Raw genomic sequence first — 12562 nt, forward strand, 5'->3', positions numbered from 1 at the left:
GGCGGGGAGGGTATGCGGGGCCTTGAGCGGCAGGAGCCGCGAAGAGCTACATGGACGTACTTGCGCGTGCCCCGCATAGCCTCCCCGCCCGACCCAGGCTCAGCTTCAAGCTTGAAAGCCACCCGCGAGGGGGTCTCACCCGTTCGCCGTCACTTCTCGACAGCCGACTCCACCACCATGTCCAGCACGTACGCCTGCGAGGACGCATCCGCCGGCGGATTGGCCACCTTGAAGCGGTTCACGCGCAACACGTTGCGGATCCCGGCTTCATGCGTATAGCCCTCGATGCTGTCGTAGAAGTTCTCGAACGCGCCCGGCTCGCCCTGCTTCAGTCCCTGCTCGTCGAACTTCACTTCGCGCACCTGCAGGCACTGCTTGTCCTTGATCAGCGGATGCGGGCACGGCCTGGTCTGTGCGGCCACTTCCAGGAACACGCGCTCACCCGGGCCACCGAAACGGGTCTCGGCGGTGGGCTCGGGCTGGAACACCAGCACTTCGCCCTGGGCGCTGCGCAGGGTCAGCTCGCCGTTGTCGGACAGTTCGGTCTTCAGGCTGCCCTGGAGCCGGTTGGCTACGGCTTCATCCAGCGCCATCACGTCCGGCTCGCAGGCCATTTCCGTGGATGCCAGTGGCGAAACCACCAGGTTGCCGTCCGCCAGCGTGTAACCACCATTCATGCGGTTGCAGGCGTTGGATACCGACAGCCGCCCTTCGCTGAAGTCCAGCGTCACCGGCTTGTCGGCGCGCACGAACAGCGCATCGATGCGCGTGCCGTCGGCGCCGGTAGCGTCCTTCAGGCGCCAGTGCTGGCCCTGCAGGCGCTGCACGTCCAGGTGCGCGACGGTCTTCTGCGCGGCGGCCGCCGCCGGTGCCGGAGCGAGGTCGTCGGCATTGCCGGCCGGGGCCGGGTTCTGGCTGCAGGCCGCGAGCAAGGCCAGCGGCAGGGACAGGATCAGGGTGCGCTTCATTTGGATTCTCCTTGGATTGCCGGATTCAGAACGGATGCGCGTGACCGGTGGGGTTGCGCGCATCCAGCAGCGTTCAGTTGCCAGCAGGCAGCCACAGCAGCAGTGCCGCGCCGAGCAGGATGCGGTACACCGCGAAGGCGGTGAATCTGTGCGACTTGATGTAGCCCAGCAGCCACTTCACTACGACGAAGCCGGTGACGACCGCGGCAAGGAACGCCACGCTCACGTCGGTCCAGTTCTCGCTGGCCAGCTTGCCTTCCTTGGCCAGTTCCAGGAACGCGTACGCGCTGGCGGCGAACATGGTCGGGATGCCGACCAGGAAGACGAATTCAGTGGCCGCCGCCCGCCGGCTGAGGCCCAGCAGCATCGCCAGGAAGATCGCCGACGCCGAACGCGAGGTGCCCGGGAAAATGCCCGCCACCACCTGCGCGATGCCTACGCCGATGGCCACCGTCCAGGTGATCTGGTCGCGGTCCGGCAGGCGCGCGGTATACGCCTCCACCAGCAGCATCCAGATACCCCCGATAATCAGCGCCCAGGCCACCGGGCTCACCGTTTCCGGCAGTTCCCACCCGGCCAGGCGCACCGGCAGGCCGACCACGGCCGTCACCAGGAAGGCCGCGCCGAGCTTCATCACGTAGTCGCGGTTCTCGCGCTGGTGCAGGCCCGTGGCCAACGTCCACAGGCGCTGGCGGAACACCAGGGTGATGGCCAGGATCGCGCCGGCCTGGATGATGATGTTGAAGAAGTCCGAGCGCGCACCGAGCCAATGCTGGGCGATCAACAGGTGACCGGTGCTGGAGATGGGGAGGAACTCGGTGACGCCTTCGAGGATGCCCAGCAGCAGGGCGGAGAACAGATCGGACATGGAGGGGGATCAGCGGATGGCAGCAGAAGTTGCCGAAGAGGATAGACCATCTCCTGACGCACCAAGCCAGTGCGCGGGGCTGGCTACGCACCATATTGGTGCGCCGGGTGGTGCACCATTCAGGCGCACGCTCATGCAAATCAAGGGCTTGTGAGGACCTGAAAGTTGGCACGGACATTGCTCTGTTGATCCCAGGCATTCAATTCCAACCGAGGTTCCACCCGATGTCCGTTGAAAACGTTGAGAAGCTGGTCAAGGACAACCAGATCGAGTTCGTCGATCTGCGTTTCGTGGACATGCGTGGCATCGAGCAGCACGTCACCTTCCCGGTCAGCATCATCGAAGCGTCGCTGTTCGAAGAAGGCAAGATGTTCGACGGCAGCTCCATCGCCGGCTGGAAAGGCATCAACGAATCGGACATGGTGCTGCTGCCGGATCCGTCCAGCGCGTACGTGGACCCGTTCTACGCCGACCCGACCATCGTCATCAGTTGTGACATCCTCGACCCGGCCACCATGCAGCCGTACGGCCGTTGCCCGCGCGGCATCGCCAAGCGCGCCGAAGCTTTCCTGAAGTCCAGCGGCATCGCCGAACAGGCCTTCTTCGGCCCGGAGCCGGAGTTCTTCATCTTCGATTCGGTCCGCTTCGCCAACGACATGGGCAACACCTTCTTCAAGGTCGATTCCGAAGAAGCCGCCTGGAACACCGGTGCCAAGTACGACGGCGCCAACAGCGGCTACCGTCCGGGCGTCAAGGGCGGTTACTTCCCCGTGCCGCCGACCGATTCGCTGCACGACCTGCGCGCTGAAATGTGCAAGACGCTGGAACAGGTCGGCATTGAAGTGGAAGTGCAGCACCACGAAGTGGCCACCGCCGGCCAGTGCGAGATCGGCACCAAGTTCAGCACCCTGGTGCAGAAGGCCGACGAACTGCTGCGCATGAAGTACGTGATCAAGAACGTGGCCCACCGCAACGGCAAGACCGCGACCTTCATGCCCAAGCCGATCGTCGGTGACAACGGCAGCGGCATGCACGTGCACCAGTCGCTGTCCAAGGGTGGCACCAACCTGTTCTCCGGTGACGGCTACGGTGGCCTGAGCCAACTGGCGCTGTGGTACATCGGCGGCATCTTCAAGCACGCCAAGGCGATCAACGCCTTCGCCAACGCCGGCACCAACAGCTACAAGCGCCTGGTCCCGGGCTTCGAAGCACCGGTGATGCTGGCCTACTCGGCCCGCAACCGTTCGGCCTCGTGCCGCATCCCGTTCGTGACCAACCCGAAGGCGCGCCGCATTGAAATGCGCTTCCCCGATCCGATCCAGTCCGGCTACCTGACCTTCACCGTGCTGATGATGGCCGGCCTGGATGGCATCAAGAACCAGATCGACCCGGGCGCACCGAGCGACAAGGACCTGTACGACCTGCCGCCGGAAGAAGAGAAGCTGATCCCGCAGGTCTGCTCCTCGCTGGACCAGGCGTTGGAAGCCCTCGACAAGGACCGCGAGTTCCTCAAGGCCGGCGGCGTGATGGACGATGATTTCATCGACGGTTACATCGCGCTGAAGATGCAGGAAGTCACCAAGTTCCGTGCGGCCACCCACCCGCTGGAATACCAGTTGTACTACGCCAGCTGAGCACGCGCGGCGGTGGCGGAGGATACCCCTCCCACCTTCGTCATCGCCGCATCTTTTCCGGCTGGGGAGCCGGAGCAGATGAAGCCTGCAACGCGGTAGAAATCGTTCCACCGTTCAGGGGCAAGCAAGACCGGACGCGCGTCATGGGCCTACCTCCCTCCCGCGTCGCTGGCTGTGTTTGGAGAGAGACACAGCCGCCAGGGCCCAGACCACGTTCGGCGCGACAGCCACGGCCACCCCGCGGGGTGGCCCGTGGTTGCAGACGCCACGGCCTGCATCCGCCGTGGACCCATCCACCATCGGGATATGCGCATGAAACTGATCTCCGCCATCATCCGGCCGTTCAAGCTCGACGAGGTCCGCGAGGCCCTCTCCGATGCGGGCGTGTCCGGCATCACCGTGACCGAAGTGAAAGGTTTCGGTCGCCAGAAGGGCCACACCGAGCTGTACCGCGGCGCCGAGTACGTCGTCGATTTCCTGCCCAAGATCAAGATTGAAACCGTGGTGACCGACGAGCGGACCGACGCGGTGATCGAAGCGATCCAGAACGCAGCGGGCACCGGCAAGATCGGCGACGGCAAGATCTTCGTCACGCCTGTCGAACAGGTCATCCGCATCCGCACCGGCGAAATCGGCGCGGACGCGCTGTAACCCACTCGGAGATCCTTCGCATGAAGATTCGACTGTTCGCCGGGTGGCAAGCCCGGTTCCATCTGGTGTGCCTGCTGATGCTGCTCAGTGCATTGGCCGTGGGTGCGTTCCCCGGCGCTGCGCATGCCCAGGCACAGGTCACGCCGGTGCCAACCGAAGAAGTGACCGTCGAGGCACTGGCTGCCGAGCCGGTCGCCGCACCGGTGGCCGAAGCGGCCGCCGCACCGACCTTCGACCACGGTGACGTGGCCTGGATGCTGACCTCCACGCTGCTGGTGCTGCTGATGGTGGTGCCGGGCCTGGCCCTGTTCTATGGCGGCCTGGTGCGTTCGAAGAACGTGCTTTCGGTACTCAGCCAGATCCTGGTGGTGTTCTCGCTGGTGATCATCCTGTGGGTGGCCTACGGCTACAGCGCGGTGTTCAGTGAAGGCAACCCGTTCTTCGGCTCCTTCACCCAGTTCGCCTTCCTGAAGGGCTTCACGCCCGATTCGGTGGGCAATACGCCGATCGCCGGCCTGCCGGATTATCTGTTCGTCGCCTTCCAGTCCACCTTCGCCGGCATCACCACCGCACTGATCGTCGGCGCCTTCGCCGAACGCATCAAGTTCAAGGCGGTGATCCTGTTCTCGATCCTGTGGTTCACCCTCAGCTACATCCCGATGGCGCACATCGTGTGGGGTGGTGGCTACCTGGCCGAACTGGGCGCGATCGATTTCGCCGGCGGCACCGTCGTGCACATCAACGCCGGCGTGGCCGGCCTGGTCGGCGCGTACTTCGTCGGCAAGCGCATCGGCTATGGCCAGACCGCGCTGAAGCCGCACAACGTGGTGTTCACCTACATCGGCGCGATGCTGCTGTGGGTGGGCTGGTTCGGCTTCAATGCCGGCTCGGCCGCCGCCGCCGACACCGTGGCTTCGCTGGCCTTCCTCAACACCCTGCTGGCCACGGCCGCGGCGGTGGTCGGCTGGACGCTGGTGGAAGCGATCACCAAGGGCAAGCCGTCCGCACTCGGCGCTGCATCGGGCGCGGTCGCCGGCCTGGTCGGCATCACGCCGGCCTGCGGCACCGTGGGCCCGATGGGCGCGCTGGTCATCGGCGTGGTCTCCGGTGCGCTGTGCGTGTGGGGTGTCACCGGCCTGAAGCGCCTGCTGAAGGTCGATGACACCGCCGATGTGTTCGGCGTGCATGGCATCGGCGGCATCGTCGGTGCACTGCTCACCGGTGTGTTCAGTGCGCAGTCGCTGGGCGGCACCAAGGCCGACCTGGATATCGGCCACCAGGTGTGGGTGCAGTTCGTCAGCGTTGGCTTCACGATCGTCTGGTGCGCCGTGGTGACCGCGCTGGTCCTGCTGCTGGTCAAGGCGCTGGTTGGCCTGCGCGTCACCGAAGAGGCCGAGCGTACCGGCCTGGACGTGACCTCGCACGGCGAGTCCGCTTACGAGGTCTGATCGACCTGCCTGCTGCAGAACAACTTGTTGATGGCGCCTGCGTGCGCCGTGACCGGCGGTCCGGGGGCCGCCGGTTTTTTAATGGGTACAATCGGGGCATGACGATGACCCGCCACCTGGCCCTGCTGCTTTCCTGTGCGCTGTTGGCCGCCTGCGCCGGCGCACCGGTAGAAGAGCGCAATCCGCTTGCGACCTGGGTGCCATCGGCCAACCACAACGCGCGCATGCCGGTGATCATCGTGTTGCACCACACCGACCAGCACTCCGTGCAGCAGAGCCTGGATACGCTGCGCAGCGCCAACAGCGGCGGCAAGGTCAGCGCGCATTACCTGGTCGGCGCGGACGGCAAGCGCTACCAGCTGGTCGCCGACGATCGCCGCGCCTGGCATGCCGGGCCGGGACGCTGGGGCACCATCACCGACCTGAACTCCACCTCGATCGGCATCGAACTGGACAACGACGGCGACACGCCTTTCAGCCAGGCGCAGGTCCAGTCCCTGATCGTGCTGCTGCAGGATCTCAGCGATCGCCTGCGGATTCCGCCGTCGCAGGTGATCGGCCATGCCGACCTGGCGCCTTCGCGCAAGCAGGACCCCAGCCGCTTCTTCCCGTGGCAGCAGCTGGCGCAGGCCGGTTTCGGGGTCTGGCCGCGCGCTGCCGATGGACTGCCGCCGGCCGGCTTCGATGCCTGGCAGGCGCTGGCTGCGTTCGGCTATCCGTTGGACGACCGGGAGGCGGCCGTAAGGGCATTCCATCGGCGCTTCCGCGGCAGCGACGACCTGCCCCCGCTGCTGGATGCCGAAGATGCGCGCATCCTGCATTCGCTGCTGCTGCAGCAATAACCAGCGCCCTGAGGCACACTCAGCGCCCTTTTTCCAGATTTCCGGGCGGCTGGCCCGGGTAGGACAGTTCATGAACACCGACAAGAAGTACTACAAGCACCCGGCCGAATCGGACCTGGGCAAGGGCAACGTGCTGATGGAAGCGCGCGGCGAGAAGATCCTGCGACAAGTGGAGATCTACGGATTGCGCGCGGTGTGGTGCGATGCCCACGGGCAGAGCGACGACCGCTTCCTGCTGGCCGACCAGCCGCTGTCCTTCTTCGATTTCGATGAAGATGACGAGATCAGCGCCCGCGAATTCGAAAGTGCCTGGAAGAAGGCGCGGGACGCCTCGGGCACACCCTGAACCGCGCGCCCCGGATTGTCTGATTGGTGACGGCGGCATGCGCTGATGGGGGCTGCGCCGCCGCCTTGCGAGGCTGGTAGCAGGCAAACGATGCCTGAGACCCCGGAGTGCCGCCATGCCCTCTCCCGCCCCGCGCTCGCGTTACCTTGGCGTCGCGCTTTTCATCGCATTCCCGCCGGCTGCCGTGCTGGCGGCGGACCAGTCCTTCCTGGTCCACTCCGATACGCAGTACGAGTGGTTCGACGACGGCAAGAATCCGACCCCCGGCCCCACGCTGACGGCACAGACCAAGGCGATCGCGTTATGGCTGTCCCGGCACCCGCAGGGAACGCCTGTCTTCCTCAACGGAGACGTCACGGCTTACGGGCACGGCAACGAATGGAAATTCATGCTCGCCGACCTGGGTCATCGCCTTGTACCGGATCGGTACTGGGGACTGGGAAACCATGACTATGACAACAACATAAGGCAGCCCAATGGCTCAGGGTGCTTCAACAATGGGTGCGCGCGCGACTCCATTTACCACCTCGACGCAGCCACGAAAAACTGGGGGCTGGATTCCTTCGACTACCGAACGCATGACGATGGCCTTTTTCGACATCACACTGGCAGCCTCGCCTACAGCAAGACAATCGGCGACATCAAATTCATACAGCTGCACAACCACTATTACTATTCGGTCGAGTTCACAAGCGAAGTACTCCCGCGGAACTACCTCTTCAAGATCACCCAATCGTTGGACTGGCTGGAGCAGGAACTCGAGAAGGCCAAGGCAGCAGGCCGGTTCACTGTCATCAACATGCACCGCCCGCCCATGGGGTATGGGGAAGGCGCCCAGGCAGATGCGGCGCGGGCGCGATTCGCAAAACTGGTGACCGATCATCGCGTGCTGGCGATTTTCCATGGGCACACGCATTCAGCGGGTGTGCGGAAGATGATCGGAGACACCACCAACGTCTTCGATTCCGGCGCGTCCTTCCGGAAGACATTCATGACTGCGGATATCGATCTCGCCGAAAACGCGCTCAGGGTGCACCAGGCCACCGACAACAAGGTATCCATGCAACCGCTGCGCACGATCGAGCTGGTGAAGGTGTTCGCGCCTGAGGTCGTGGTCAGGCCCACCCCGACTGGTAAGGTCGCCGCGAGCTTCCACTTTGGAGACACGCGACGGGACAAGCCGGTAGGCTGGATCAAAGTCCAGCTCAGCGGTGAGCAATCGCCGCGCGAAGGACGGCCCGGCCAGCAGCTGACCGACCTTGAACCCATGAAAGACTACGGCTACGTGCTTTCCGCCTATGCCAATCGTGGCGGTGAGGAACTGGCCACCTTCACTGGCACGTTCAACAGTGGATACGGCAATCATCCTCCGACCAATCTGTGCCTCGAGGAATGGGACGGGGACAGGGAAAGCATCACATTGCGATGGGAGAGGCCACTTACCTTTCCGACCCCGGCGTCCAGCTTCGTCGAGGGGGCCAGCGTGGACAGCGGCGTGACCTACAGGTTCCGCGGACCGAACGACAGCAACCAGGCGAGCACCCGGCAGAAGATTTTCTATACGTCACACGGCATAACGGACCCGATGCGGGTGGACTACTCGGTCTACTACTGGTCCGCGTCGCACGGCCATACACCTGCTGCGGTGCTTCATGGGAAGGACTTCTTCATGGGTGCAGCCTGCCCGCCGGAATGAGCGTGGTCCGCCGACGGGCGCATCACCGGTGATGCGTTTGTCCATCGAACGGCAGCCAGGTCCATCAATCCGCGGTTTTGCACTACATTGGTGCAATGACTGTTTCCCTGCCGCCGCCCCTCGTTGAACAGCTCGGCACGCCGGTCGCCTGGGCCGATGCCGAAGGGCGCATCACCGGCTGCAACCCGGCCTTTGCACGCTGGCTGGGGGTCAGCGGGCGTCGCCTGGTCGGCCAGCCGCTGGTGGCGCTGGAAGCACAGGGCGATGCGTTGGCGCATTTCCTGGCCCGCGACGAGCGCGACAGCCTGCGCCTGCACCGGCTGGCGCTTGCGCTGCCGGGCGAAGGCGCCCGCTTTGCCGAAGGCTGGATGAGCCGGCTGGACGACGGCGGCTGGTTGCTGGAAGCGCATCCGGTGGATGAATTTCCCGGGCTGGACCCGACCCAGGCCCTGCCCAGCGCGCTCAGCGCGGCGCTGAAAGGACTCGCCCACGAGTTGCGCAACCCGCTGGCCGGATTGAAGGGTGCGGCCCAGTTGCTGGCGCGCCGGATAACCCAGCGCGATGCCGACGAGCGCGAACTGGTGGACCTGATCGGCACCGAGATAGAACGCCTCAACAGCCTGCTCGACCAGCTGCTGTCGCCCGCACCTGCGGCCCCGCACGCCGCGCTGAACATCCACGCTGCGCTGGAGCAGGTGCTGCGCCTGGCTGAAAGCGAAGCCGGCTGGGCGGTCAGGCTGCAGCGCGATTACGATCCCAGCATTCCGGAATTCAATGGCGACGCCGACCGCCTCAGCCAGGCCGTGTGGAACCTGGTGCGCAACGCCATCCAAGCCGGTGCCGGCGGCATCACCCTGCGCACGCGGGTGGAGCACGGCGTGCGCATCGCCGAGCAGCTGCATCCGCTTGCGCTGCGGCTGGAAATCGCCGACGACGGCCGCGGCGTGCCCGAAGAGCTCGCCGAACACCTGTTCCTGCCGCTGGTGAGTGGCCGCGCCGAGGGCACCGGACTGGGCCTGGCGCTGGCCCAGCAGGTGGCGCGCGAACACCGCGGTACGCTGACCTATCGCTCGCGGCCGGGCCATACCGTATTCACCCTGCTGCTGCCGATCCGCGGCGGCGCCCCCCATGAGGTCGTGGCCCATGACTGACGCCCCGCATCCCGCCCACGCCGGCCAACGGGTCTGGGTGGTCGACGATGACCGCGCCGTGCGCTTCGTGCTGTCCACCGCACTGCGCGATGCCGGTTACCAGGTGGAAGGGTTCGACAGTGCCGCCGCCGCGCTCGACGCGCTCACCCGCCAACCGGTGCCGGCGCTGCTGTTCACCGATGTGCGGATGCCCGGCGACGATGGCCTGGTGCTGCTGGACAAGCTGAAGGCAGCCCACCCGCAGCTGCCGGTGATCGTGATGTCCGCCTATACCGACGTCGCCAGCACCGCCGGTGCGTTCCGCGGCGGCGCGCACGAGTTCCTGTCCAAGCCGTTCGACCTGGACGATGCGGTCGCGCTGGCGCGGCGCGCGCTGCCGGGAGCCGAAGCACTGCTGCCCGACGATCCTGACCCGGGCGATGCCGGCCAACCGGACCAGACGCCGCAGCTGGTGGGTGATACCCCGCCGATGCGCGCGCTGTTCCGTGCCATCGGCAAGCTGGCGCAGGCGCCGCTGGCGGTGTTGATCACCGGCGAAACCGGCACCGGCAAAGAGCTGGTGGCCAGTGCGCTGCACCGCGAATCGCCACGGTCGCGTGCACCGTTCGTTGCACTGAACACGGCTGCCATTCCGGCCGAACTGCTGGAAAGCGAACTGTTCGGCCATGAAGCCGGTGCCTTCACCGGGGCACAGCGGCGCCATGTCGGCCGCTTCGAGCAGGCAGACGGTGGCACCCTGTTCCTGGATGAAATCGGTGACATGCCGCTGGCCTTGCAGACGCGCCTGCTGCGCGTGCTGGCACAGGGCGAATTCTTCCGCGTGGGCGGCCGCGAGTTGATCCACGTCGACGTGCGCGTGGTTGCTGCCACCCACCAGGACCTGGAAGGGCTGGTGGCGGAAGGCCGCTTCCGCGCCGACCTGCTGCACCGGCTGGACGTGGTGCGCCTGCAGCTGCCGCCGCTGCGCGAACGCCGCGACGATATCGCCCAGCTCGCCACCACGTTCCTTGCCGCCGCTTCGCACAAGCTGGAAGGCCCGGCAAAACGGCTGACTGCGGCCGCGCTGCAGGCGCTGCGCGAGCACGACTGGCCGGGCAACGTGCGCGAACTGGAAAACGTGTGCTGGCGGATGGCGGCGCTGGCCGCCAGCGATACCATCGGTGCGGCCGACGTGGAGATGGCGCTGAACCGGGGAGCTGCGCGCAGCGCCCCGCGCGCCGGCCATGCAGACCCCGGCCAGTGGGAAGCGCTGCTTTCGCAGTGGGCGCGCCAGCGGTTGGCCGAAGGGGCCGAGGGCCTGCATGCGCAGGTGCGCGAGCGCGTGGACCATGCATTGCTGGAAGCGGCCCTGCAGATCACCCATGGTCGCCGCGCCGAAGCGGCCGCGCGGCTGGGTCTGGGCCGCAATACGTTGACCCGCAAGCTGGGCGCCGGCCGCCGGCGTGGCGGCCATTGAACCGGAAATCCAAAGCTGCCTGTGCACGCTCGACACCTGGCGTTGATGTGTCGTGGACAGGCAGGCCCGTAACGTGCATTGCAAGGAGTCCACGATGTCCTCGATCCGCCTGATCCTGCCGGCTGCTGCCGGCGTGTTGTTGGTTGCCTGCGGTACCACGCCGCCGCCGCCCGCTGCGCCGCCGGTGGCGGTGAGCGTGGTGAGTACCGCGCAGATGGCCGAAAGCAATCTGTCGTCGGCTTCGGCCAGCATCGTCAGCGGTCGCCTCGCCCTGGTGCCCGAAGCCGGTGGCGTGCACGTGACCGGCGTGATCGGCGGACTGCAGCCGCTGCAGCAGCCGGCGTTCCACGTGCACGAGCGCGGTGACTGCAGCGCCGTGGATGCCAGCAGCGCGGGCCATCATTTCAACCCGACCCAGCAGCCGCATGGCGCGCCGGGCAGCGGGCCGCACCACCTTGGCGACATGCCCAACCTGCGCGCCGATGCGCAGGGCCGCGCCAACGTCGACATCCACCTGCGAGGCGTCACCCTTGGCGGTGGCGCCGCCAACGACATCGCTGGACGTGCACTGATCGTGCACGCCCAGTCAGACGATCATCGCAGCCAGCCTGCCGGCAATGCCGGCGCACGCATCGCCTGCGGCCTCATCCGCATCACGAAGTAGCCCTTGGGCTGCGGGCCCTGCACCCATCCAATGGAGAACCACCTGATGCGCCTGATCCACACTTCGCTGTTCGTTGCCGTTGCCGCCCTCGGCCTGAGCGCCTGCAACAAGCAGCCGGAAAACGCCGCCGACACCGTTGCCCCGGCGACCCCGGCCGAAGCCACCGCAGCCACCACCCCGGCCGAAGCCCCGCCGCCGATGACCGGCCCGACCGCAGATACCGGCGCGACCGCCGTCGCCGAACTGGCACCGACCCAGGGTAATGAAACCAAGGGCTCGGTCAGCTTCAAGCTGGTCGACGGCCGCGTCCACGTCACCGGCCAGGTCAGCGGCCTGAAGCCGGGCAGCGAGCACGGCTTCCACATCCACGAAAAGGGCGACTGCAGCGCACCGGACGGTGCCAGCGCCGGCGGCCACTTCAACCCGGGCACCCAGGACCACGGCAGCGTAGCCAGCGACCCGCACCACGGCGGCGACATGCCCAACATCACTGCCAACGCCGAAGGCGTAGCCACCATCGACGCCCCGGTTTCGACCAACGTCAACATCGGCAAGGGCGACGACTTCGACATCATCGGCCGCGGCCTGATCGTCCACGCCGACGCCGACGACTACAAGACCCAACCCACCGGCAACGCCGGCGCCCGCCTGGCCTGCGCAGTAATCAAAGCCCCGTAACAGATCAGCTGCACGCAAACAGGAACGCCGGCGAAAGCCGGCGTTCTGCTTTCAAATCCCCCAACGCCGCCGGCGCCAGAAATCCGTCAGCAGAGGCGATGGTCCGGGTCAGGCAGGACCGTCTGTTGCCAAGGATGGCAACAGCGAGCCCCCATGGAAG

At 66.2% G+C, this 12562-nt stretch carries 12 protein-coding genes; 10 read left to right on the forward strand and 2 right to left on the reverse strand.

Features of this window, described 5'->3' with window-relative positions; all coding sequences use genetic code 11:
• Positions 1 to 149: 149 nt before the first annotated feature.
• Positions 150 to 968 carry an META and DUF4377 domain-containing protein gene (locus tag ABE522_RS05450; protein ID WP_346590849.1) on the reverse strand — a complete coding sequence of 273 codons (819 nt, stop codon included), beginning with the start codon at positions 966 to 968 and terminating at the stop codon, positions 150 to 152.
• A gap of 73 nt (positions 969 to 1041) precedes the next feature.
• Positions 1042 to 1836 (reverse strand): undecaprenyl-diphosphate phosphatase, encoded by a 795-nt coding sequence (locus ABE522_RS05455; RefSeq protein WP_346590850.1) that lies wholly within the window; start codon positions 1834 to 1836, stop codon positions 1042 to 1044.
• Between the two features lie 224 nt (positions 1837 to 2060).
• Here ABE522_RS05455 and glnA point away from each other — a divergent pair, with 224 nt between their 5' ends.
• The 10 genes from glnA (at position 2061) to ABE522_RS05505 (ending at position 12402) form a co-directional block, all read left to right on the forward strand.
• Positions 2061 to 3470, forward strand: coding sequence for a type I glutamate--ammonia ligase (glnA, locus tag ABE522_RS05460; protein WP_057509241.1), 1410 nt, complete (start codon positions 2061 to 2063; stop codon positions 3468 to 3470).
• Between the two features lie 312 nt (positions 3471 to 3782).
• A complete protein-coding gene (locus ABE522_RS05465; protein WP_042614733.1) occupies positions 3783 to 4121 on the forward strand; it encodes a P-II family nitrogen regulator in 339 nt (112 codons plus the stop codon).
• 20 nt (positions 4122 to 4141) lie between these two features.
• Positions 4142 to 5569, forward strand: a complete 1428-nt coding sequence (locus ABE522_RS05470) for an ammonium transporter (RefSeq protein WP_346590851.1) — start codon at positions 4142 to 4144, stop codon at positions 5567 to 5569.
• 98 nt (positions 5570 to 5667) lie between these two features.
• Positions 5668 to 6411 carry an N-acetylmuramoyl-L-alanine amidase gene (locus ABE522_RS05475; protein ID WP_346590852.1) on the forward strand — a complete coding sequence of 248 codons (744 nt, stop codon included), beginning with the start codon at positions 5668 to 5670 and terminating at the stop codon, positions 6409 to 6411.
• 70 nt (positions 6412 to 6481) lie between these two features.
• Positions 6482 to 6757, forward strand: a complete 276-nt coding sequence (locus ABE522_RS05480) for a hypothetical protein (protein ID WP_346590853.1) — start codon at positions 6482 to 6484, stop codon at positions 6755 to 6757.
• Between the two features lie 115 nt (positions 6758 to 6872).
• Entirely contained in the window at positions 6873 to 8453 is a 1581-nt protein-coding gene (locus ABE522_RS05485) for a metallophosphoesterase (protein WP_346590854.1), read from the forward strand.
• Positions 8454 to 8548: 95 nt separating this feature from the next.
• On the forward strand, positions 8549 to 9604 hold the full coding sequence (locus ABE522_RS05490; RefSeq protein WP_346590855.1) for a two-component system sensor histidine kinase NtrB: 1056 nt from the start codon (positions 8549 to 8551) through the stop codon (positions 9602 to 9604).
• Positions 9597 to 11060 carry a nitrogen regulation protein NR(I) gene (gene ntrC / locus ABE522_RS05495; RefSeq protein ID WP_346590856.1) on the forward strand — a complete coding sequence of 488 codons (1464 nt, stop codon included), beginning with the start codon at positions 9597 to 9599 and terminating at the stop codon, positions 11058 to 11060. The genes ABE522_RS05490 and ntrC overlap by 8 nt, the downstream gene beginning before the upstream one ends.
• 94 nt (positions 11061 to 11154) lie before the next feature.
• Entirely contained in the window at positions 11155 to 11724 is a 570-nt protein-coding gene (locus ABE522_RS05500; RefSeq protein ID WP_346590857.1) for a superoxide dismutase family protein, read from the forward strand.
• 45 nt (positions 11725 to 11769) lie between these two features.
• Complete coding sequence (locus ABE522_RS05505) at positions 11770 to 12402, forward strand: superoxide dismutase family protein (RefSeq protein WP_346590858.1); 633 nt, start codon at positions 11770 to 11772, stop codon at positions 12400 to 12402.
• The last annotated feature ends 160 nt before the right edge of the window (positions 12403 to 12562 follow it).

Origin of the sequence: Stenotrophomonas lacuserhaii (assembly GCF_039674585.1) — a bacterium.
Classification (GTDB): Bacteria; Pseudomonadota; Gammaproteobacteria; order Xanthomonadales; family Xanthomonadaceae; genus Stenotrophomonas; species Stenotrophomonas pennii_A.